This is a genomic window from Streptomyces pratensis (assembly GCF_016804005.1).
In the GTDB taxonomy this organism is placed as follows: domain Bacteria; phylum Actinomycetota; class Actinomycetes; order Streptomycetales; family Streptomycetaceae; genus Streptomyces; species Streptomyces pratensis_A.
In genome coordinates this window covers 6,680,626-6,701,602 of sequence record NZ_CP051486.1, presented here as the reverse complement: position 1 = coordinate 6,701,602, position 20,977 = coordinate 6,680,626, and the positions used below count along the sequence as shown (strand labels likewise).

The 20,977-nt window shown below is 71.9% G+C and carries 19 protein-coding genes; 8 read left to right on the top strand and 11 right to left on the bottom strand.

Features of this window, described 5'->3' with window-relative positions:
• Positions 1-287 precede the first annotated feature (287 nt).
• Both ppdK and HED23_RS28020 read left to right on the top strand, forming a co-directional pair.
• Positions 288-2,999, top strand: coding sequence for a pyruvate, phosphate dikinase (gene ppdK, locus HED23_RS28025; RefSeq protein ID WP_203186145.1), 2,712 nt, complete (start codon positions 288-290; stop codon positions 2,997-2,999).
• A gap of 479 nt (positions 3,000-3,478) precedes the next feature.
• Positions 3,479-4,492 carry an ArsR/SmtB family transcription factor gene (locus HED23_RS28020; RefSeq protein ID WP_203186144.1) on the top strand — a complete coding sequence of 338 codons (1,014 nt, stop codon included), beginning with the start codon at positions 3,479-3,481 and terminating at the stop codon, positions 4,490-4,492.
• A gap of 12 nt (positions 4,493-4,504) precedes the next feature.
• On the opposite strand, the gene HED23_RS28015 is transcribed toward HED23_RS28020, so the two are convergent.
• Positions 4,505-5,089 (bottom strand): SRPBCC family protein, encoded by a 585-nt coding sequence (locus HED23_RS28015; RefSeq protein WP_203186143.1) that lies wholly within the window; start codon positions 5,087-5,089, stop codon positions 4,505-4,507.
• A gap of 164 nt (positions 5,090-5,253) precedes the next feature.
• On the opposite strand from HED23_RS28015, the gene HED23_RS28010 reads away from it, so the two are divergent.
• The gene (locus tag HED23_RS28010) at positions 5,254-5,670 is read left to right on the top strand and encodes a VOC family protein (RefSeq protein ID WP_203186142.1); all 417 of its coding nucleotides are present in this window, start codon (positions 5,254-5,256) and stop codon (positions 5,668-5,670) included.
• A gap of 55 nt (positions 5,671-5,725) precedes the next feature.
• Here HED23_RS28010 and HED23_RS28005 read toward each other — a convergent pair whose 3' ends face one another.
• The 4 genes from HED23_RS28005 to HED23_RS27990 form a co-directional block, all read right to left on the bottom strand.
• Positions 5,726-6,892, bottom strand: a complete 1,167-nt coding sequence (locus HED23_RS28005) for an alkaline phosphatase PhoX (protein ID WP_203186141.1) — start codon at positions 6,890-6,892, stop codon at positions 5,726-5,728.
• Between the two features lie 116 nt (positions 6,893-7,008).
• Positions 7,009-7,368 (bottom strand): nitrite reductase small subunit NirD, encoded by a 360-nt coding sequence (gene nirD, locus HED23_RS28000; protein ID WP_203186140.1) that lies wholly within the window; start codon positions 7,366-7,368, stop codon positions 7,009-7,011.
• On the bottom strand, positions 7,368-9,953 hold the full coding sequence (nirB, locus tag HED23_RS27995) for a nitrite reductase large subunit NirB (protein WP_203186139.1): 2,586 nt from the start codon (positions 9,951-9,953) through the stop codon (positions 7,368-7,370). The genes nirD and nirB overlap by 1 nt, the downstream gene beginning before the upstream one ends.
• Entirely contained in the window at positions 9,953-11,209 is a 1,257-nt protein-coding gene (locus tag HED23_RS27990) for an NAD(P)/FAD-dependent oxidoreductase (protein WP_203186138.1), read from the bottom strand. The genes nirB and HED23_RS27990 overlap by 1 nt, the downstream gene beginning before the upstream one ends.
• 150 nt (positions 11,210-11,359) lie before the next feature.
• Between HED23_RS27990 and HED23_RS27985 the strand changes: the two genes are divergently transcribed.
• Positions 11,360-12,151, top strand: coding sequence for a sulfite exporter TauE/SafE family protein (locus HED23_RS27985; protein ID WP_203186137.1), 792 nt, complete (start codon positions 11,360-11,362; stop codon positions 12,149-12,151).
• Here the strand turns inward: HED23_RS27985 and HED23_RS27980 are convergent, their stop codons facing one another.
• The 4 genes from HED23_RS27980 to HED23_RS27965 form a co-directional block, all read right to left on the bottom strand.
• The gene (locus HED23_RS27980) at positions 12,152-12,784 is read right to left on the bottom strand and encodes a class F sortase (protein WP_203186136.1); all 633 of its coding nucleotides are present in this window, start codon (positions 12,782-12,784) and stop codon (positions 12,152-12,154) included. It abuts the gene before it with no gap.
• 22 nt (positions 12,785-12,806) lie between these two features.
• A complete protein-coding gene (locus tag HED23_RS27975) occupies positions 12,807-13,541 on the bottom strand; it encodes a hypothetical protein (RefSeq protein WP_203186135.1) in 735 nt (244 codons plus the stop codon).
• Positions 13,542-13,915: 374 nt separating this feature from the next.
• Complete coding sequence (locus HED23_RS27970) at positions 13,916-14,392, bottom strand: DUF5990 family protein (protein ID WP_203186134.1); 477 nt, start codon at positions 14,390-14,392, stop codon at positions 13,916-13,918.
• A gap of 193 nt (positions 14,393-14,585) precedes the next feature.
• The gene (locus HED23_RS27965) at positions 14,586-15,380 is read right to left on the bottom strand and encodes an aminotransferase class IV (protein ID WP_203186133.1); all 795 of its coding nucleotides are present in this window, start codon (positions 15,378-15,380) and stop codon (positions 14,586-14,588) included.
• 69 nt (positions 15,381-15,449) lie between these two features.
• Here HED23_RS27965 and HED23_RS27960 point away from each other — a divergent pair, with 69 nt between their 5' ends.
• Genes HED23_RS27960 through HED23_RS27950 form a run of 3 tightly spaced genes read left to right on the top strand, consistent with a single transcriptional unit; the run spans position 15,450 to position 16,909 of the window.
• Positions 15,450-16,028 (top strand): NADPH-dependent FMN reductase, encoded by a 579-nt coding sequence (locus HED23_RS27960; RefSeq protein ID WP_203186132.1) that lies wholly within the window; start codon positions 15,450-15,452, stop codon positions 16,026-16,028.
• 60 nt (positions 16,029-16,088) lie between these two features.
• On the top strand, positions 16,089-16,427 hold the full coding sequence (gene cutA, locus HED23_RS27955) for a divalent-cation tolerance protein CutA (protein WP_203186131.1): 339 nt from the start codon (positions 16,089-16,091) through the stop codon (positions 16,425-16,427).
• A complete protein-coding gene (locus HED23_RS27950; protein WP_238442141.1) occupies positions 16,424-16,909 on the top strand; it encodes a gamma-glutamylcyclotransferase family protein in 486 nt (161 codons plus the stop codon). Before cutA ends, HED23_RS27950 begins: the two co-directional genes overlap by 4 nt.
• Here HED23_RS27950 and HED23_RS27945 read toward each other — a convergent pair.
• On the bottom strand, positions 16,872-18,947 hold the full coding sequence (locus tag HED23_RS27945; RefSeq protein ID WP_203186130.1) for a molybdopterin oxidoreductase family protein: 2,076 nt from the start codon (positions 18,945-18,947) through the stop codon (positions 16,872-16,874). The two genes, HED23_RS27950 and HED23_RS27945, sit on opposite strands and share 38 nt — an antisense overlap.
• Positions 18,948-19,014: 67 nt before the next feature.
• Positions 19,015-19,770, bottom strand: coding sequence for a SanA/YdcF family protein (locus HED23_RS27940; RefSeq protein WP_203186129.1), 756 nt, complete (start codon positions 19,768-19,770; stop codon positions 19,015-19,017).
• Positions 19,771-20,037: 267 nt separating this feature from the next.
• On the opposite strand from HED23_RS27940, the gene HED23_RS27935 reads away from it, so the two are divergent.
• Positions 20,038-20,943: a sirohydrochlorin chelatase gene (locus tag HED23_RS27935; protein ID WP_203186128.1), complete on the top strand. Its 906-nt coding sequence runs from the start codon at positions 20,038-20,040 to the stop codon at positions 20,941-20,943.
• Positions 20,944-20,977: the final 34 nt, after the last annotated feature.

The window sequence follows — 20,977 nt, the reverse complement described above, 5'->3', positions numbered from 1 at the left end:
TACTTCTCAAATGACGGCACTGGGTGCCAAGTGGGTTTACTTTGATCGATCAAAGCATCCATCACCCTGGGTGCCCATATCGGGCCATCAATTGCACTCTTCGTGAGTATGGCTTCAAGAAGTGAATGTATCTCCTTGTCAGGGCGTACCGGCGCGTTACTTTCGATCTGCTGGCGGACGGGTGGTTGAGACCTCATGACGCGCACGTGGCCGTACCCAGACACCTTCGATCTGGGTATGTTCCTCGCCGTCAGGGCAGCCACCGCGTCCTCGAGGAGTCGAGACCCGTGTCGGAAAACAAAGACCCCCAGAAGTTCGTCTACGACTTCACCGAGGGCAACAAGGATCTGAAGGATCTTCTGGGCGGCAAGGGTGCCAACCTCGCCGAGATGACCAACCTCGGGCTGCCCGTCCCTCCGGGCTTCACCATCACCACCGAGGCGTGCAAGGTCTACCTCGACAGCGGTGACGAGCCGGCCGAGCTGCGTGACGAGGTCAGCGCGCACCTCACGGCGCTCGAGAAGCGGATGGGGAAGAACCTGGGGCAGGCGGACGACCCGCTGCTGGTCTCGGTCCGTTCCGGCGCGAAGTTCTCGATGCCCGGCATGATGGACACGGTCCTCAACATCGGCCTCTCCGACGCCTCCGTCGTCGGACTCGCCGCCCAGGCCGGTGACGAGCGCTTCGCGTGGGACTCGTACCGCCGCCTCATCCAGATGTTCGGCAAGACCGTGCTCGGCGTCGACGGCGACCTCTTCGAGGAGGCGCTGGAGGCCGCGAAGGACGCCAAGGGCGTCATGGTCGACGTGGACCTCGACGCGGCCGACCTCAAGAAGCTCGTCAAGCAGTTCAAGAAGATCGTCACCCGGGACGCCGGGCGGGACTTCCCGCAGGACCCGCGCGAGCAGATGGACCTGGCCATAAAGGCGGTCTTCGACTCGTGGAACACCGACCGGGCCAAGCTCTACCGCCGTCAGGAGCGCATCCCCGGCGACCTCGGCACGGCCGTCAACATCTGTTCGATGGTCTTCGGCAACCTCGGCCCCGACTCTGGCACGGGCGTCGCCTTCACCCGTGACCCGGCCAGCGGCCACCAGGGCGTCTACGGCGACTACCTCCAGAACGCGCAGGGCGAGGACGTCGTCGCGGGTATCCGCAACACGGTGCCGCTCGCCGAGCTGGAGTCGATCGACAAGACGTCCTACGACCAGCTGATGAAGATCATGGAGACGCTGGAGACCCACTACAAGGATCTCTGCGACATCGAGTTCACCATCGAGCGCGGTCAGCTCTGGATGCTCCAGACCCGGGTCGGCAAGCGCACCGCCGGTGCCGCCTTCCGCATCGCCACCCAGCTCGTCGACCAGGGCCTCATCGACGAGGCCGAGGCGCTCCAGCGGGTCAACGGCGCCCAGCTCGCGCAGCTGATGTTCCCGCGCTTCGACCACGATGCCGCCAGCGTGCTGCTGGGCCGTGGCATCGCCGCTTCCCCCGGCGCGGCCGTCGGCAAGGCGGTCTTCGACTCGTACACCGCCGTCAAGTGGTCGCGTTCGGGCGAGAAGGTCATCCTCATCCGCCGCGAGACCAACCCCGACGACCTCGACGGCATGATCGCGGCCGAGGGCATCCTGACCTCGCGCGGCGGCAAGACCTCGCACGCCGCCGTCGTCGCCCGCGGTATGGGAAAGACCTGTGTCTGCGGCGCCGAGGAGATCGAGGTCGACACCAAGCGCCGCCGGCTCACGGTCGGGGACACCGTCGTGGAGGAGGGAGACCTGGTCTCCGTCGACGGCTCCACCGGCAAGGTGTACCTCGGCGAGGTGCCGGTCGTGCCGTCCCCGGTCGTCGAGTACTTCGAGGGCCGCATGCACGCGGGCGCCGACGACGCCGACGAGCTCGTCGCCGCCGTGCACCGGATCATGGCGTACGCCGACCGGGTACGCCGCTTGCGCGTACGGGCGAACGCGGACAACGCCGAGGACGCCTCCCGGGCCCGCCGCTTCGGGGCCCAGGGCATCGGCCTGTGCCGCACCGAGCACATGTTCCTCGGTGAGCGCCGCGAGATGGTCGAGAAGCTGATCCTCGCGGACACCGACGACGAGCGTGAGGCGGCGCTGGAAGCGTTGCTGCCGCTCCAGAAGGCCGACTTCATCGAGCTGTTCGAGTCGATGGACGGGCTGCCCGTGACCGTCCGGCTGCTCGACCCGCCGCTGCACGAGTTCCTGCCCGACATCACCGAGCTCTCGGTGCGGGTCGCGCTCGCCGAGTCACGCAAGGACGCCAACGAGAACGACCTGCGCCTGCTGCAGGCCGTGCACAAGCTGCACGAGCAGAACCCGATGCTGGGGCTGCGCGGTGTCCGCCTCGGCCTGGTCATCCCGGGCCTGTTCGCGATGCAGGTCCGTGCCATCGCGGAGGCGGCGGCACATCGCAAGAACGCCAAGGGCGATCCGCGCGCCGAGATCATGATCCCGCTCGTCGGCACGGTGCAGGAGCTGGAGATCGTCCGCGAGGAGGCCGACCACGTCATCGCGGAGGTCGAGGCGGCCACCGGCACGGAGCTGAAGCTGTCCATCGGCACGATGATCGAGCTGCCCCGTGCCGCGCTGACCGCCGGTCAGATCGCCGAGGCCGCGCAGTTCTTCTCCTTCGGGACGAACGACCTCACCCAGACGGTGTGGGGTTTCTCCCGCGACGACGTGGAGGCCTCGTTCTTCACCGCGTACCTGGAGAAGGGCATCTTCGGGGTGTCGCCGTTCGAGACGATCGACAAGGACGGCGTCGGCGCCCTCGTGCGCAGCGCCGTGGAAGCCGGCCGGGCCACCCGCCCCGACCTCAAGCTCGGCATCTGCGGTGAGCACGGCGGGGACCCCGAGTCGGTGCACTTCTTCCACGAGGTGGGCCTGGACTACGTCTCCTGCTCGCCGTTCCGCATTCCGGTGGCCAGGCTGGAAGCGGGCCGGGCCGCCGCCGAGTCGCGGGGCAGCGACAGCCGCTGAGACCGGGCGCCCTGCGCGCGGCACGACTCCGGACACCGCCGGTGGATCACCGAGACCCTCATCGGTCCTGCGGCGTGGCCGGATTACCCGGAAGCGGCGGCACCCTGTGCGGGGGTGCCGCCGCTTCGTCAATTGAACGGCGAACCATTCGTAGAAAGCGCTTTTCACCGTTCGGTGCGCAAATCCGGGACGTACGACCTGGGTGCGGCCCGGGGATCCCCACCCCCGGACCGCACCCGCTTACCTCTGCCGGGTGCGGAGCCGCACCGTCGCTCACCGCCGCCGAACAGGCAAAGCCCCCCACGGCCCTCACCCGCTCTTCGGTGACTCCGGTAACGCACCCGACGTCGTACAGCTTTTCGGGTTGCGCGGATTCGGGCGAGACATTTCAACTGTGGCCGAAACCCCGTGGTGACCTCCTGTGACGCTGTGCATACGCTACGGCGGGGGCAATTGCGGGTGCAACAGGTGGGGGTTCGGTGCTGCGTATCCATGTGTCCGGGGTGGACCTTTCGCGTGTGCGGATGGCCACGAGGCCGGACGCGATGTGGGAGACCATTCTCAGTTTCCACCGGTTGAGGGACCGGCGGGGTTCCACGGTCTTCGGGGAATGGCGGAAGGAATCCCGCACCCGGTTGAATGGTGAAGCGCGTCTGCTGTCCGCGGTCGTTCCGCCCCGTGGCTATTTTCCCGACTTCCTGACACCTTCCGGGGGAGGCCCCGAACCATTCGGACTCGACGCCGGAATGGAGGCGCTGCGCGATACACCCGAGGAGCGTTTCCGCGCGGAACTCGGGCTGCTGACCGGAAAGGGCGCCACCGGGCGGAGGCAGTCCGGCGGGCACGCGCACGCCGCGCTGCCGGAGGCGCTGGCCGAGGGGCGTACGGAACCCCTGGGGCGCCTCATCTCCACCCTGCGCGCCTACCACCGCGCCGCGGTCGAGCCCTACTGGCCGCACATCCGGGCGAGCGTCGAGGCCGACCGGGCCGTCCGGGGCCGCGCCATGCTGGACGGCGGCGCGGACGAGCTCCTGGCCACCCTGCCGCCGATGATCCGCTGGCGCGCCCCCGTGCTGGAGGCGGACTACCCCGTCGACCGGGAACTGCGCCTCGACGGGCGGGGCCTGCTCCTGCAGCCGTCGTTCTTCTGCCGGGGGACACCCGTCGTCTACCGCGACCCGGGTCTCCCGCCGGTCCTCGTCTACCCGGTGACCCACCCCGGCGCCCCGGCCGCCGCCGAGCCCGGCCCCTGGCTCGGCCGGCTGGTGGGCCACACCCGCTCCGCGGTCCTGCGGGCCATAGACAGCGGCTGCACGACGAGTGAGCTGGCCCGCAGGACCGGGGTCTCCCTGGCATCGGCGAGCCAGCACGCCTGTGTGCTGCGCGAGGCGGGCCTGGTCCGCACCCTGCGGCACGGCAGCTCGGTCCTGCACACCCTCACCCCGCTGGGGGCCGCCCTGATCAGGGGAGGGGCCTCGCTCGCGGTCACCTGAGTCCCGTCCGGGTCAGGGGGAACCCTCGTCGAGGAGCGCCTTCAGCGCGGCCAGCCGCTCCTTCCAGAACACCTTGTAGTGGGCCACCGCCTCCGCGTCCGCCAGCCTCTCGTGGCCCAGGCCGAGGCGCGTACGGCCGTCCGGCAGCTCCTCCAGCCACAGCGCGAGCCGCCCGGCGTCCCCGGACGCGTCCCTGAAGCCGGCGCCGAGCGACTTCCCGGGGCGCCGGCTGCTCACGGACAACTCCACGCCGGGCAGCCAGCGCTCACGCGTCTCCGGGTCGGTGAAGGCGTCCAGGACGCGCTCCGGAGGAGCCGCGAGTGTCCGGCTGCCCGAGGTGTTCCAGTCGCCGGTCGAGGACTGACCGACCTGGCGCAGGCCGCGCGCCTGCTCGTACCCCACCGCGACCGACTGGGCGTACCAGCCGCCCATCCTGTGTTCCGTACCGAGGAACGCGGCGATCTCCGCGTGGCTGCGCCGGGTCGCGTCCCAGGCGTCGAGCACGGCGAACCAGCCCGCCCAGTCCCGGCCGGTGGCCCCTCGCAGGGCCTCGTCCGACAGCTTCTCGGTGATCCTTCTGCCCGTCGATCCGCTCATGCTCCGAGACGCTAGGCCGCCCTCGCGAGGCGGGGGCCACGGCGCGCTGGGAACTCCTCGTGCCGGGGGCGATGAGTTCTGCGCGCCGCCGCCGTCTACCTCTCGAAAGCGCTCGTGCGGAGCGCGCGGGAGCACCCGGAGTGCCGGACGGAAAGAGTGGAACAATGTCTCAGCCTCAGATGATCTTCGTGAACCTGCCGGTCAAGGACCTGGGGACGACGAAGAACTTCTTCTCGAAGCTCGGCTTCGGCTTCAATCCGCAGTTCAGCGACGATTCGACGGCCTGTCTGGTCATCAGCGACACGATCTTCGCCATGCTCATCAGTGAGCCGCGCTTCAAGGACTTCACCAAGAAGGAGATCGCCGACGCGTCGAGAACGACCGAGGTCCTCATCGCCCTGAGCGCCGAGAGCCGCGAGAAGGTCGACGAGATGGCCGACGCGGCGCTCGCCAACGGCGGTTCGCCCGCCAACGACCCCATGGACGAGGGCTTCATGTACGGCCGTTCGTTCCAGGACCCGGACGGTCACATCTGGGAAGTCGTCTGGATGGACGCGTCGGCGGTCGAGGGGCAGGCCTGACACCGGGGGCGGCGGTCACGGAGCCGGCGCCGCGACCGCCGCCCGCACGGGTGCGTCAGGAGCGGAACGGTCCCGTGACCTCGTAGGTGATGCCACCGGACGAGCTGCCGCTGGTCCCGCGCTGCGAGGAGAAGTAGAGCCGCCTGCCGTCCGGGGAGAAGGCCGGACCGGTGATCTCCGAGCCTGACTGGCCGCTGATCCGCAGGAACGGTGCGACGGTGTCGTCCGGCGTGATCAGGCAGATCTCCATGTTCCCGCCGTCCTCCGCCACGTACAGGTCACCGGAGGCGGCGCGGGTGACGTTGTCGACGCCGGTCAGCGGGGCGCCGCCGCCCGTGACGAGCGAGTCGTCGTAGGCGAGCGAGAGGGACGAGGCGTTCGCGTCGTAGGCCCACACCCGGTTGTCGCCCTTGGTGGTGAACCAGCAGGTGCCCGCCGCGTAGAAGCAGCCCTCGCCGCCGTTGAACACCTTGGCGCCGGAGACCTGGTAGCGGGTCTGGGTGGGAGATCCGTCCGGGTCGGGGACCGTCGTCCAGGTCACCGGGCCCGAGGTGCCGGTGCCCGCAACCAGCACCTGGAGCGTGCCGGACGACAGGCTGCCCCACGTGGTGGGACGGAAGCGGTAGAAGCGTCCGTCCGTCTCGTCCTCGGTCAGGTAGACGTAGCCGTGGTCGGGGTCGGCGGCCGCCGCCTCGTGCTTGAAGCGGCCCATAGCGGGGCGCTGCACGGCCGCGTTCACCCCCCACGGGTCGGTCTCGTACACGAAGCCGCGGGTGACCTCCTCGCAGGAGAGCCAGGTGTTCCACGGGGTCCGGCCGCCCGCGCAGTTGGTGTTCGTGCCGGACAGGATCCGGTACGCCGAGGTGACCGTCCCCGAGGAGTTGAAGCGCACGGCGCTCGCCCCGCCGCCGCTGCTCGCTGACACCTCGGCGTTGGAGACGTAGATCCAGCCGCTGCCGTCGGTGAAGGTGGCGCCCCCGTCGGGCGCGCTGTGCCAGGTGTACGAGGTGCCGGGGACGGTCTGCCCGGAGCGGGCGATGATCCTGCTGGTGAAGCCGCTCGGCAGCAGGATGCCGTTGCTGTTGGCCGCCTGCAGCGCACCGTAGGGGCCGGCGGCCGGCTGGGCCGGGTCCGCGAAGGCGGCACCCCGCCACAGGGTGCCGCCGAAAGCCGCCGCCGAGCTGCCGATCACCGCTGTGCGCAAGAAGGTCCGACGTTCCACGATCACTCCACGGGTGACGTGCGGGCCCGCCGGTCCGGTCGGACCGGCGGGTCGAACGTCAGGACAGTAGAGGCGCGTGGTGGCCGGAGCTCCAACGTGTCATGAACGGGGCGGGGTCAGTCCGCGCGGACCGGGAAGACCGGCACGGTGACGTCGTCGTCGTCCAGGCAGGCGCCCGTCTCCAGGTCGAAGCGCTGCTTCAGCAGCGGCGAGGCGACGAACGGCCGCCCCTCCGCCGAGCCGACCAGGCCGCGGGAGAGGACGTACGCACCGGTGAACGGATCACGGTTGTCGATCGCGTACGCGCGCCCCGCCCGGTCCACGAACAGTGCGACCTGCCGGCCGTCCGGGAGGAGTGCCGCGACACCGCGCCCCGGGGTCAGCAGCGAGCGGTCGCAGACCGTGAGCCAGCCGTCCCCGTCCGCGAGCTGGATCGACCGGGTGTCCTGCGCCGTGTCCATCGTCTGGGTCGTCATCAGGAAGAGGTCCCTTCAAGAGTACGGATGGCGAGCACCGGGCCCGCGAGGATGTCCAGGTCCGGCTTGACCTGGTCGCGCTCCGGGACGAACTTGACCGAGGGGTCGGGGGCGTCGGGGGCGTTCACGAAGGTGACGAAGCGACGCAGCCGCTCCGGGTCGTTGATGGTCTCGGCCCACTCGTCGCGGTAGCCGGCGACGTGGTCGGTCATCAGCCGCTCCAGCTCGTCGCAGATGCCGAGCGAGTCGTGGACGACGACGTCCCTGACGTGGTCCAGGCCGCCCTCGATGCGGTCGAGCCATGTCGAGGTGCGCTCCAGCCGGTCCGCCGTGCGGATGTAGAACATCAGGAACCGGTCGATGAGACGGACCAGTTCGGCGTCGGAGAGGTCCTGGGCGAGCAGGTCCGCGTGGCGCGGGGTGGCGCCGCCGTTGCCGCCGACGTAGAGGTTCCAGCCCTGCGCCGTCGCGATGATCCCGAAGTCCTTGCCGCGGGCCTCCGCGCACTCCCGGGCACAGCCCGAGACCGCCGACTTCAGCTTGTGCGGGGAGCGCAGCCCCCGGTAGCGCAGCTCCAGGTCGATGGCCATCTTCACCGAGTCCTGCACGCCGTAGCGGCACCAGGTCTGCCCCACACAGGACTTGACCGTCCGCAGCGACTTCCCGTAGGCGTGCCCGGACTCGAAGCCGGCGTCCACCAGGCGCGTCCAGATCAGCGGCAGCTGGTCCACGCGGGCGCCGAAGAGGTCGATCCGCTGACCACCGGTGATCTTCGTGTAGAGGCCGAAGTCCCGGGCCACCTCGCCGATCACGATCAGCTTCTCCGGGGTGATCTCACCACCGGGGATGCGCGGCACGATGGAGTACGAGCCGTTGCGCTGGAGGTTGGCCAGGAAGTGGTCGTTGGTGTCCTGGAGAGCGGCCTGCTCGCCGTCCAGGACGTAGCCGCTCGCGCCGACCGTGGGCGCCAGCGACGCGATGATCGAACCGACCGTGGGCTTGCAGACCTCGCAGCCGTCGCCACCACGGGCCGCCTCACGGCCGTGCGAGTCGAGGAGGTCGGCGTACCTCGTGACGCCCAGGGTGCGGACGATCTCGTACAGCTCGCTGCGGGTGTACTCGAAGCACCCGCACAGCCCCTGGTCCTCGGGCTGCGGCAGCAGCTGTCCGATGACCTTGACGCAACTACCGCAGCCCGTACCGGCCTTGGTGCACTTCTTCACCTCGGGCAGCGTGGTGTGCTCGCAGATCGCGCCCTTGGTGACGTTGTGGCAGGAACAGATCACTGCCTCGTCGGGCAGCGAGGACGGGCCGAGGGTGACCGGTCCGCCCGCACCGGCCGGCAGCACCAGCTGCTCCGGGGCGACGGGAAGCACCGTGCCGGTCATCGGCCGCAGCGTGCCGTACTGGTCGGCGTCGCCGACCAGGACACCGCCGAGCAGCGTGCCGTCCTGGCCGATCACCAGCTTCTTGTAGACACCCGAGCGGGAGTCGGCGTACACGACGTCGAGGCAGCCCTCGGCCGCGCCGTGCGCGTCACCGAACGAGGCGACGTCCACGCCGAGCAGCTTCAGCTTCGTGGAGAGGTCGGCGCCGGTGAAGGAGGCCGCGTTGCCCGCGATCACCTCGGCGACCGCCAGCGCCATCTCGTAACCGGGTGCCACCAGCCCGTAGACCCGGCCGTCCGAGGCCAGCGCGCACTCGCCGATCGCGAAGACGTCGCTGTCGGAGGTCCGGCACTCCTCGTCGACGATGATGCCGCCGCGGGGACCGACCGCCAGACCGCAGTCACGGGCCAGCTGGTCCCGGGGGCGCACGCCGGCGGAGAAGACGACGAGGTCGGTCTCCAGCGAGGAGCCGTCAGAGAGGGACATGCCGTCGACCCGGCCGTCCTCACCCGCGGTGACCTCCTGGGTGCCGACACCCGTGTGGACGGAGAGCCCCATGTTCTCGATGGTGCGCAGCAGCGCCGCGCCGCCGCCGTCGTCGACCTGGACCGGCATCAGCCGGGGGGCGAACTCCACGACGTGCGTATCGAGTCCGAGGCCCTTCAGCGCTCCCGCGGCCTCAAGACCGAGGAGCCCGCCGCCGACGACCGCGCCGGTCTTCGCGTTCTTCGCGTACTCCTCGATCGCGAGGAGGTCCTCGATGGTGCGGTAGACGAAGCAGCCCTCGGCGTCCTTGCCCGGCACGGGCGGGACGAAGGGGTACGAGCCGGTGGCCAGCACCAGCGTGTCGTAGGAGAAGGTCTCCCCGGAGCGCGCGGTGACGGTGCGCGCCTCACGGTCGACGCTCTCGGCGGGGTCGCCGACGCGCAGCTCGATGCCGTGGCGCTCCATGAAACCGGGCTCGACGAGTGAGAGGTCCTCCGGAGTCTTCCCGGAGAAGTACGAGGTCAGCTGCACCCGGTCGTACGCGGGGCGCGGCTCCTCGCAGAGCACGACGACCCTGGCGGTCCCGGCGGCGGCGGTCAGGCCACGGTCGGCGAGCGCTTCCAGGAACCGCTGTCCGACCATGCCGTGCCCGACGACCACGATCGTCGGCACGCCTGCGGTGGGGGCGGTCGGGGGAGTGGACACCGGCATCAGAAGCCTCCGTCGTTGGTGAGCAGGTGGAGCAGGGACATGTCGGCGGGGAGGGGGTCGTCGTCCTGCCAGGTCCGGGCGAGGGTGCCGACCGCGGCGAGATCGCCGAACAGCACCCCGCCCGCCAGCCGGTCGCCCCGGACGACGACCGTGCGGTACGCGTTCCGGGTGGCGTCGGCCAGCCGGATCACGTCGTCGCCGGGCATCGGGCGGGAGTCGCCGAAGGCTGCCAGGTCGAGTCCGCCGGAAGTCCCGGAGGCGACGGCGGCTCCGGCGGTGACGGGAGCGGCGGCGGGGGAGCGCAGGGTGAGCCGCGTCAGGGCCCTGGTGCCCCCGTAGCGGGCCGGACGTCCGGCCAGCACCTCGGCCAGTACATCGGCCTGTTCGATGGCGGCACCCGCCAGTCCGTAGACCGTCCCGTCGTGCTCGGCGCAGTCGCCGACCGCGTGGACGTACGGGTCCGAGGTGCGCAGCTCGTCGTCCACGACGACGCCCTTGCGGACATCGAGCCCGGCGGCCTGCGCCAGGCCCGTCCTGGGGCGGACTCCGCAGGCCAGCACCGTGATCTCGGCCTCCAGCTCGTAGCCGTCGGCGAGCTCCACGGCCCGCACCGCCGGGGTGTCCCCGTCGGTGCAGCGCAGCCCGCGCACCCGGCACTCGGTGTGCACCTCCACGCCGAGCGCCTCCAGGTGACGGCGCAGCATCCCGGCCGCCTCGGCGTCCAGCTGCCGCTCCATGAGGTGCTCGCCCTGCTGGGCCAGCACCACCTGCGCGCCGCACTCGGCGAGAGCGCGGGCGGCCGACACCCCGAGGAGGCCGCCGCCGATGACCACGGCGCGTACGCCGGGGCGTACCGCGGCGCGCAGAGCCAGGCAGTCGTCGAGGGTGCGGAAGGGATGCACCCCGTCCGGCAGCATGTGACCGAGTCCCCGCAGCGGCGGCAGCACCGGGTTGGAGCCGGTGGCCAGGACCAGGCGGTCGTAGCCGATGACGCCCCCGTCGTCGCAGAGCACCTGTCGCTCCGCCCGGTCGATCCGTACGACCCGCACCCCGCGCCGCACCTCGGCGGGCGGCAGTGCGATCACGTCCGGCTCGTACCGGCCGGCGAGCACCTCGGCCAGCAGCACCCTGTTGTACGGGGCGTGCGCCTCCTCGCCGATGACGGTGACACCGGGGACCCGGGCGGCGAGCCGCGCGCCCGCCATCCCGGCGCCGATCACCACCACCCGCGCCGCGTTCTCCGTCTGTGTCCTCATGCCAATGAGAGTGCGCGGCGGGTGTTACCCGACCGCATCCCTCCTGTTTCCCGGGAGGAACCTTGCGCTCAGCGCGCGGTGACGCCCTCTGTGAGGGCGGGGACACGGCCGGTTGGACGGTGTACCCACCACCTGCTTAAGGTCGCGGTCATGCCTGACACAACCCTCACCACCCTGGTCCTCCTCTGCCTGGCCGCCGCCGCGGCCGGCTGGATCGACGCGGTGGTGGGAGGCGGCGGCCTGCTCCTCCTGCCCGCCCTCCTGCTGGGCCTCCCGAACGTCCCGGCCGCGCACATCCTCGGTACCAACAAGGCCGTCGCCATCGTCGGCACCTCGGGGGCCGCCGTGACGTACGTGCGGAAAGCCCCGGTGCAGGTGGGGACGGCGGTACGGATCGGGCTCATGGCGCTCGCGGGATCGATGACCGGCGCCTTCTTCGCCGCGGGCATCAGCAGCGACGTGCTGCGCCCGGTGATCATGGTGGTGCTGCTCGCCGTGGCGGCCTTCGTGATGCTGCGCCCGTCCTTCGGCACGGCGGCGGCAGGCGACGGCCCGGGCAAGAAGGTCACCCGGGCCCGTACGGTCACCGCGATCGTGCTGGTCGGCGGCGGTATCGGCTTCTACGACGGCCTGTTCGGCCCCGGCACGGGCACTTTCCTGGTGCTGGCCCTGACCGCCGTGCTCCACCTCGACCTGGTCACCGCGTCCGCGACCGCCAAGATCGTGAACGTCTGCACCAACGCCGGTGCGCTGGCGATGTTCGCCTACCAGGGCACCGTCCTGTGGCAGCTGGCCGCGCTGATGGCCGTATTCAATCTGGCGGGCGGGATGCTCGGGGCGCGGATGGCGCTGAGGAGGGGCAGCGACTTCGTCCGCGGGGTCCTGCTGGTCGTGGTGTTCTCGCTGGTCGCCAAGCTCGGCTACGACCAGTGGACCGCCTGATCAGCGCACCTCGGTGAGGTGTGCGTAAGCCACCACGTTGCCCTGGTAGCCGGTTTCGCGGGTGAAGCCGCCGCCGCAGGTGATCAGCCGCAGCGAGGCGTGCCGCGTGGCGTCGTAGACCCGGTCGTCCGGGAAGTCGTCCTTGTCGTACACCTCGACCGCGTCGACCGAGAAGACGGCGGTTCGGCCGTCCCCGCGGTCGATCTCGACCCGGGCCCCCTTCTTCAGGGAGCCGAGGGCGTAGAAGACCGACGGCCCCTCGTCGTTGTCGACGTGACCGGCGACTATCGCGGTGCCCTCGGCACCGGGCCGTGTGCCGTCCTCGAACCAGCCCGCGAGGTTGCGGTCCCGGGCGGGCGGCGCTTCCAGGCTGCCGTCCGCGCCCAGCCCGAGACCTGTCATGGGTGCGTCCACGCCGATGCGGGGGATGCGGATCCTGACCGGTTCGGAAGGGCGCAGCGGTTCGGCGACGCGTGTTCCGGGCCGTGGCCCGGGACCTGCGGCGAAGGCCTCGGCCGTGGCCGGCTGGGGGGCGACGGTCCGGACGGCCGCGCCGTTGTGGACCAGCCACAGTCCGCACAGCGCGGCGATGCCCGCCAGCCAGGCCCTGGCCTTCAGCGCGGTCCTGTCCACGTCTCGTCCTCCGCCGGTCACCTCAGTAGCGCATGCCGCCCGCGCGGTAGTAGCGCGCGTTGCCCGTTCGGCGCCGGCGCAGGAGCAGGGCACCGCCCACGGCTGCCGCCACGACGAGGCCGCCGCCCGCGGCGAGCTGGGCGGTGTCCGGGGCGGCGCTGCCGCCGGAGCCCGTCCCGACGTGCCCGGAGGGCCGGCTGGGGCTGGGTGCGGCCGTGGGCCTGTGCCCCGGGGGCACGGGCGGCTTGGCCGATCCGGGGTCGGTCCGGGGGTCCGTCCCGGGGTCGGTTCCGTCGTCGGGACGCGCTGCCGGGTCCGTCCCCGTGCCGGTCCCGGGCGGCTGGACCAGGGCTTCGTCGCCTGCGGGGCTCTCTTCGTCCGTCTCCGGCCAGGCGGGCTCGGGGGCCGCCGCGGGATCCTCCGCCGTCTCCAGGTCCTCGACGGGGTCCGGGCCTTCGAGGGGCTCCAGCCCCCCGCTCCCCAGGCCGTCCTCGGGTTCGGGATCTCCGGTACCCAGGCCGTCGGCGGGCTCCGGGCCCCCGGCCGCCACCTCGCCGCTCTCGCAGAAGGCCGAGTCCCCGGCGCCCTCGGGCCCGCAGTCAGCCGCGACGGTTGCGGCCGTCGCGGCGGTGAGCCCCGGTCTGCCGAGGCTGTCCGCGTACGCATGGGCGTACGCGGACGGGGCGGCGAGGCCGAGCGCTGCGGCGGTGAGAGCCGCGGCGGCGGTACCGGTCACGAGGCGGGCGGGGCTGCGCATGGGATTCCTCCGGGCAGACGGATGTGTCCTGCCTCCGAGGTAAAGGGACACGCCTGCCTCACGCATGCTGACGGTTCGTCAGTTTTCACCCGTACGCACCGGAGTGGTGCCCTCGTCCGCCCGGTCCGGCGCAGGTCGCGGCGGTGACGGAGACCGATGGGCCCGCCCGGTTCCGATCGGGTGACCGCCTGCCCCATATGTGTGACGCAGGTCACAAGAATGTACGCGCATCCGCCGGGAACACGATCTCTATCCCCCCACGGGGCGGCATCCCCCCGCCGGCCCTTGGCGACCGCCCTCACCGGCCCACCCCCCCCCGGGACCGGTGAGGGCGGTGTCATGCCCTCTGCGTCCAGGTCGCCCCCGGGTCGCTCTCAGACCCCGGGAGGGGCGCTCCCGTCCGTCGCGGACCAGGTGATGTCCGGCGGGCGTACGCGGGCGCACCGCGGCTGTCCCCTGTCGTCGCTCAGGCGCAGCCGTGCGGTGAGGTGCCCGGTCCGCGAGGCGGCCTCCAGGACCTCCGGGGTGATGTCGCTCATCATCAGTTTGGCCCGCCGGAACATGGTGAAGGCTCCGGAGCCGTCCACGGTGCCCCAGGAGAGGTACACGAAGCGTCCTCCGAGCCGGTTCTGGACGTACGGCCCGGACACCTCGACGCCCTCTGCGGTGGGAACAGCGGTGCAGTCCAGGGTCCAGGAGGCGAACGCCGCGTCGCCGGGATGCAGGCCGAACAGCTCGCCGGGCCGGTCCTTGCGCTGCACGCCGACGTGGATGTTCTCGAAACCGGGGAAGTCGGTGTCAGGGCCGCAGGTGCGGCCCGGGAGTTCTGAGGCTTCGATGTGGATCTGCATGGCCCCATGCTCCCGCACTCCGGGCCGGCGGGGCCGTGACACCCGGGGATCCCCGGCCGTCCCGTCCCGGCCGGCCTTGCAGTCGCGGCCGAGGGGGCCCGGCCGTGCCGCCCGAGGAGACCCGGCCGTCTGGTCCGGGGATCCCCGGACGTCCCGTCCGAGAGGTCCGGGCAGCAACTCCTCCGGGAAGGATTCAGACGGCCCCGCGAGGGGCGTCGTCGTAAACCTGGCCGAGCGTCTTCATCAGGTCGTCGTCGACGTCGAAGGGCACGTCGTCGATCCGGTGGACCGGTGCGATGCCCTGCGAGTTGGTGACGAACGCGGCCCGGTACTCGCCCAGTCCCTCCAGCGTCACCCCTCGCCGCACGGATGGGCGGTCCGTCCGCGCGAGTCCGCTCTCCAGCAGGGCCATGGTGATGCCGGTCAGTGCCGGCGCGTCCGGCCACACCACGGAAGTGCCGTCCCAGAAACCGATGTTGGTGATCGCCCCTTCGGTCACCATGCCGCCGGGCGAGGTCAGCAGCGCATCGTCGAAACCCGCTCGCCGGGCCTGCTCCCCGTAGTAGATCTGGCAGAACTCGCCGGGCCGCTTGATGTGCGGCACCGAGCGCGCGAACGGGACCGACATCAGGCTGCGCGGCGTACGGTCCGCGGGGACCGGCCCCCGCACCGTCACCATGGGTACCGGCGCCGTGCTTCCCGGCGGCATGAAGCCGTGGACCCGGACCGACGCGTCGTGTCTCCTGGCGCCGTCGAGTGCGTGCCCGATCAGTTCGCGAACGCGCTCCCCGTCGAGGGGAAATCCGAACAGCTCCTGGTTCGCGTGGTCCAGACGGTCCAGATGCAGGGCGAGTCCGCGCACCCTGCGGTCCCTGACCTGCATCGCGGTGAAGTGGCCGTAGCCGGCGAAGGCCGGGATCCGCAGATCCTCCCCGGTGGCGGGGCGCCCGTCGAACTCGACGTAGGGGTCCGGTACGGAAGTCGTCATGACCTCCAGCCTAGGTGTCGTGATGCGGCCCTTGACCTCAACCTTGGTTGAGGCGTGAGTCTGCGGTGCATGGACATCGACACACTCGCTCCCACTCCTCACGACGCCCCCCTGAAGGTGGCTGTCATCCTCGGCAGCAACCGGGAGGGCCGCTTCGGGCCCGTCATCGCCGAATGGTTCCTCGGGCGGACGGCCGGCCACCCGGCCATCGCGGCCGAGCTGATCGACGTGGCCGAGACCGAGCCGCCTGCCACCGGAGCCGCCGGGGCGACCGCGCGGCTGGCGGGCGCCGACGCCTTCGTCGTCCTCACCCCCGAGTACAACCACTCCTACCCGGCCCCACTGAAGAACCTCATCGACCGGCACTACGCCGAATGGCAGGCCAAGCCCGTCGCGTTCGTGTCGTACGGCGGGATCTCCGGCGGCCTGCGGGCCGTCGAGCACCTGCGCCAGGTCTTCGCCGAGCTGCACGCCGTCTCCGTCCGCGACACCGTCTCCTTCCACAACGCGGGTGCCCTCTTCGACGACCGGGGCGCCCTCAAGGACCCGGCCGAGGCCGACGGGGCCGCCAAGAGGATGCTCGACCAGCTGGTCTGGTGGGGCCGCGCCCTGCGCGAGGCCAGGACCCGGCACCCGTACGGCGGCTGACACGGCACGACGGGCCGACAATCGAAGGGCCACGGACACCGACAGCGAAGGGACCCGGGGATGACCGAGCCCGCATGGCTGACCGTACTGACCACGACGGACAGCGAGGAGAAGGCCCGCAACCTGGCCCGGGGCGCGGTGGACGCAAGGCTCGCCGCCTGCGCCCAGATCCCCGCGCCCGTCACCTCCGTCTACCGGTGGCAGGGTGCGATCGAGACCGGCGAGGAGTGGCAGGTGCTGTTCAAGACGACGGCCGAGCGTTACGACGAGCTGGAGGCCCACCTCTTGGCGGCGCACGACTACGGGACGCCCGAGATCATCGCCGTGCCCGTCGTACGCGGCAGCGACCGCTACCTCGCCTGGGTGTCCGCGGAAACGGCACCCGTCGCGACGCTGTGACGGCCGGCCGGCCGCCCTTCTTCGTGTACGGCACGCTGCTCCCCGGAGAGCCGAACCACGACCGGTTCCTCCGGGGCCGTACCCGCGAGGAACGGCCGGCCGTGCTGCCGGGCGCCCTCCTCTACGAGGGCCCCGGCTACCCGTACGCCATCGAGGGCCACGGAACCGTCCACGGCGCGCTGATCACCGCCGCACCCGGGGCGTACGCGGAACTCCTCCGGCTCCTGGACGACCTGGAGCAGTACCTGGGGCCGGATCACCCGCGCAACCTGTACGAACGGGTGGCCCGCCCTGTCGTGCCGGTGCCCCCGCCGGGCAACCCCGGCGGGGGCACCGGCGGGCTCCGCTCCGCCGAGCCCGTCCGCGCCTGGGCCTACCCCGCGGCCACCGCCGTCGCCCGTTCCCTGCGTACCGGCGGCACGCCCGTACCGGGCGGGGACTGGCTCAGCCGGCGGCCTCCACCCGCACCGCGCACACCTTGAACTCCGGCATCCGCGACACCGGGTCGAGGGCCGGATTGGTCAGGGAGTTGGCCCGGCCCTCGCCCGGCCAGTGGAACGGCATGAACACGGTGTCCTGCCTGATCGCCACGGTGATCCGGGCCGGTGCCACCGCCCGCCCGCGCCGTGAGGTGACCGCGACGGCCTCGCCGTCGGCCACCCCGATCCGCTCGGCGAGCCGTGGATGCAGCTCCACGAACGGCCCCGGTGCGGCGGCGTTCAGCTCGGCCACCCGGCGGGTCTGCGCCCCCGACTGGTACTGGGACACGACCCGTCCCGTCGTCAGCACCACCGGGTACTCCGCGTCGGTCTCCTCCCCGGCGGCCCGGTGCGTGACGGGCACGAAACGTGCCCGTCCGTCGTCCGTCGCGAACCGTTCCAGGAACAGCCGAGGCGTCCCGGCGTGCTCCTCGTCCGGGCAGGGCCAGAACACCCCGTCCTCCGCCGCGATCCGCGCGTAGGTGATGCCCGCGTAGTCGGCGGGGCCGCCCGCGGAGGCCCGTCGCAACTCGTCGAAGACCTCCTCCGGATCGGCCGGGAAGCCCTTTCCGTGCCCCAGGGCCCCTGCCAGCGCGTTCAGCACCTCCAGGTCGCTGCGTACCCCCTCCGGCGGCGTGACCGCACGCCGCCGCAGCAGCACCCGGCCCTCCAGACTGGTCGTCGTCCCGCTCTCCTCCGCCCACTGCGTCACCGGCAGCACCACATCGGCCAGCGCCGCCGTCTCCGACAGCACCACGTCCGCGACCGCCAGGAAGTCCAGCGACCGCAGCCGCTCCTCGATGTGCCCCGCGTGCGGCGCCGACACGACGGGATTGGACCCCATGACCAGCAGTGACCGCACGTCCCGGCCCAGCGCGTCCAGCAGCTCGTACGCACTGCGCCCCGGCCCCGGCAGCGTGTCGGGGTCGACACCCCACACCCCCGCCACATGGCGGCGCGCCGCAGGGTCCGTGAGCTTGCGGTAACCGGGCAGCTGGTCGGCCTTCTGGCCGTGCTCCCGGCCGCCCTGGCCGTTGCCCTGGCCGGTCAGGCAGCCGTAGCCGGAGAGCGGGCGGCCCGCCCGGCCGGTGGCCAGGCAGAAGTTGATCCACGCCCCCACCGTGTCCGTGCCCTTGGCCTGCTGTTCGGGGCCCCGCGCGGTGAGGACCATGCCGTTCTCCGCCCCGCAGAACATCTCCACGGCCTCGCGCAGCTGCGGCACGGACACCCCGGTGAGGCGCTCCACCAGCTCCGGCCAGTGCGCCATCGCACCCGCCCTGGCCTCGTCCCAGCCGCTCGTCCGGGAGCGGACGAACTCCTCGTCCACCCGCCCGTCCGCCACGACCAGGTGCAGCATGCCGAGAGCGAGGGCCAGATCCGTGCCCGGCCGGGGGGCCAGATGCAGATCCGCCTGCTCGGCGGTCCTGGTCCGGCGCGGGTCGATGACGATCAGCCGGCCGCCGTTCTCCCTCAGCTCGGTCAGATAGCGCAGCGCGGGCGGCATGGTCTCCGCGAGGTTCGAGCCGACCAGGATCACGCACCCGGTCCTGGGGATGTCCTCCAGCGGGAACGGCAGCCCACGGTCGAGCCCGAACGCCCTCTGGTGCGCGGCGGCGGCCGACGACATGCAGAAGCGGCCGTTGTAGTCGATCTGCGAGGTGCCGAGCACCACCCGGGCGAACTTCCCGAGGGCGTACGCCTTCTCGTTGGTGAGCCCGCCCCCGCCGAACACACCCACGGCGTCCGCGCCGTGCTCCGCCCGTGTCCCGCGCAGACTGTCCGCGATCCGCTCCAGCGCCTCGTCCCAGCTCGCGGGCGCCAGCTCACCGTCCGCGCCACGGACGAGGGGGCCCGTCAGCCGCACACCTGCGGCGAGCACGGCGGGCGCCGTGCGCCCCTTGCCGCACAGAGCTCCCCGGTTGACGGGGAAATCGGTGCGCTCCACGACCTCGACCACCCCGCCGTCGGTGACCGGTCGCAGCTTCATCCCGCACTGGAGCGCGCAGTACGGGCAGTGGGTGGACGTCTCGGTGCGGGCCATACACCCAGCGTGCGAGGCCGGTATTACGACAGCCGGTGCGTCCGGTTACGCCCCCGGTACGCGCACCTCAGCCCGCCCCGCCCGCCGCCGTGAGGTCACCCGCGAGCGCCTCCGTCACCCCCGGCTCCCGTGGCCCCAGGAAGTGCGGATCCGGCTCGAACACGACGTCCAGGAGCGCCTTGCCCGCCGCGAACACCTCCCGCGCCCCGCCGTAGTACCAGGTCACATCGTGTACGGCGTCGACCCCCACCCCGTACGCGTCGATCCCGGCCGACCGGCACAGGGCGATCGCCCGGCGTATGTGGAAGCCCTGGCTCACCAGGACGGCCCGGTCGACCCCGAATATCCTCTTGGCCCGGACGCACGAGTCCCAGGTGTCGAAGCCCGCGTAGTCGCTGACGATCCGGCCGTCCGGCACCCCGCGCGCGGTGAGATACGTGCGCATGGCATCCGGTTCGTCGTACTCCACGCGGCTGTTGTCCCCGGTCACGAGCACGACCCGGACCTTCCCGGCCCTGTACAGCTCGGCGGCGGCGTCCAGCCGGTGCGCGAGGTACGGGGACGGACGGCCTTCCCGCAGCCCCGCCCCGAACACCACGGCGACCTGCTGCGCCGGAGCGTCGGCCGCCGTCCGCACCCGGGCGTCGGCGGTGGTGTGCAGCCATGTCGCGGGCGCCAGCGCCAGCGCGCAGACGACCATCAGCGCCTGTGTCAGCCGCCGCTGCCCCCGACGGGTCCGCGGCAGCCGGGGCCGCGCGGTCACCAGCCCTGCCAGGGCCCGCAGCCGCGCACGGCCGAGCCCCGTCAGTGTCCTCAGCCGCATGCGGCGCCCCCCGCGCTCGTACCGGATCCCCTCACCGAAGGGACGAACGACGAGGCCGAAAGGTTCGCGGAGGCCGGTGTGAAGTACTGAGACACCCGGTTCGACCAGGCGCGGCCCCGCTTCGAACAGGCGCAGCCCCGACGTGAAGAGGCGCAGCCCCGGTGTGAACAGGTGCTGACACCGCGGGCGCCGTTTCCGTGAGACAGAGGCAAACACCCGTCACCGGTGCGAAACGGCCCGGCAACGTCCGCCCGGCACCATCGGTCCATGACGGAGAAGGCATCGGAACACCCTCGTGAGCCCCTGCCCCTCGACAGCACGGCGCAACTCCTGACCCGCATCACCTCCCAGCTCGGAACCCAGCTCAGCCTCGTCTCCCCGAACGGAACCCGCAGGCCCATGCACCGCATCCGGAGATCCGCACCCACCCTGGTCGCCGTCGCGCACGGCAGCCGGGACCCGCGTGCCCTGCGCACCGTCCTGGAGCTCCTGGACCGGGTGCGGGAGCTGCGGCCCCTCCTCGACGTCCGGCTCGGCCACATCGAGCTCAACGAACCGTTGCTGCCGGACACACTGGACGGCATCGGGCGGGGCGACGCCGTCCTCGTGCCGCTGCTGCTCGGCCGCGGCCACCACGTCCGGCACGACCTGCCCCTCGCAGCCGCCGCCGCGAGTCACCTGCGGACACGTGTGGCGGCCCCGCTCGGACCGCACCCGCTGCTCGTGGAGGCCCTGTACGAGCGACTCGTCGAGGCCGGCTGGCCGGGCGAGGACGGCACGGGCCGCGACACCGCCGTCGTGCTCGCCGCCGCCGGTTCACGCGACCCCGACTCCGACGTCGACGCGCGCCGTACCGCCGCCATGCTCAGCGACCGCCTCGGCGGGGTCCCCGTCGTACCCGCGTACGCCTCGGCGGCCACGCCCGACGTGCCGACGGCCCTGCGCGGGCTCGCCGCCCGTGGCCGCCACCGCGTCGCCGTCGCCTCGTACTTCACGGCGCCCGGCCGCTTCGCGACCGTCTCGGCCGCAGCCGCACCGGGCATCGCCGCCGCACCGCTCGGCGCGCACCCCGCGATGGCACGCCTCCTGCTGCACCGCTACGACCAGGCCCTGGCCTCCGCGGCGGCCGTCGACGGCGCCCTGACGCACCCGCACCTCCTGGCCTCCGCCTGACCCCTCCTGTCGGTCCGCCGGTCTACTGTCGAGG

What these genes read in the sequence shown, in the direction of transcription:
- HED23_RS27935 (WP_203186128.1), top strand. Translation starts at nt 20,038, where the DNA reads ATGACGGAGAAGGCATCGGAACACCCTCGTGAGCCCCTGCCCCTCGAC.
- HED23_RS27940 (WP_203186129.1), bottom strand. Translation starts at nt 19,770, where the DNA reads ATGCGGCTGAGGACACTGACGGGGCTCGGCCGTGCGCGGCTGCGGGCC.
- HED23_RS27960 (WP_203186132.1), top strand. Translation starts at nt 15,450, where the DNA reads ATGGACATCGACACACTCGCTCCCACTCCTCACGACGCCCCCCTGAAG.
- HED23_RS28010 (WP_203186142.1), top strand. Translation starts at nt 5,254, where the DNA reads ATGTCTCAGCCTCAGATGATCTTCGTGAACCTGCCGGTCAAGGACCTG.
- HED23_RS27990 (WP_203186138.1), bottom strand. Translation starts at nt 11,209, where the DNA reads ATGAGGACACAGACGGAGAACGCGGCGCGGGTGGTGGTGATCGGCGCC.
- cutA (WP_203186131.1), top strand. Translation starts at nt 16,089, where the DNA reads ATGACCGAGCCCGCATGGCTGACCGTACTGACCACGACGGACAGCGAG.
- nirB (WP_203186139.1), bottom strand. Translation starts at nt 9,953, where the DNA reads ATGCCGGTGTCCACTCCCCCGACCGCCCCCACCGCAGGCGTGCCGACG.
- HED23_RS27965 (WP_203186133.1), bottom strand. Translation starts at nt 15,380, where the DNA reads ATGACGACTTCCGTACCGGACCCCTACGTCGAGTTCGACGGGCGCCCC.
- HED23_RS27985 (WP_203186137.1), top strand. Translation starts at nt 11,360, where the DNA reads ATGCCTGACACAACCCTCACCACCCTGGTCCTCCTCTGCCTGGCCGCC.
- nirD (WP_203186140.1), bottom strand. Translation starts at nt 7,368, where the DNA reads ATGACGACCCAGACGATGGACACGGCGCAGGACACCCGGTCGATCCAG.
- HED23_RS27945 (WP_203186130.1), bottom strand. Translation starts at nt 18,947, where the DNA reads ATGGCCCGCACCGAGACGTCCACCCACTGCCCGTACTGCGCGCTCCAG.
- HED23_RS27975 (WP_203186135.1), bottom strand. Translation starts at nt 13,541, where the DNA reads ATGCGCAGCCCCGCCCGCCTCGTGACCGGTACCGCCGCCGCGGCTCTC.
- HED23_RS27970 (WP_203186134.1), bottom strand. Translation starts at nt 14,392, where the DNA reads ATGCAGATCCACATCGAAGCCTCAGAACTCCCGGGCCGCACCTGCGGC.
- HED23_RS28015 (WP_203186143.1), bottom strand. Translation starts at nt 5,089, where the DNA reads ATGAGCGGATCGACGGGCAGAAGGATCACCGAGAAGCTGTCGGACGAG.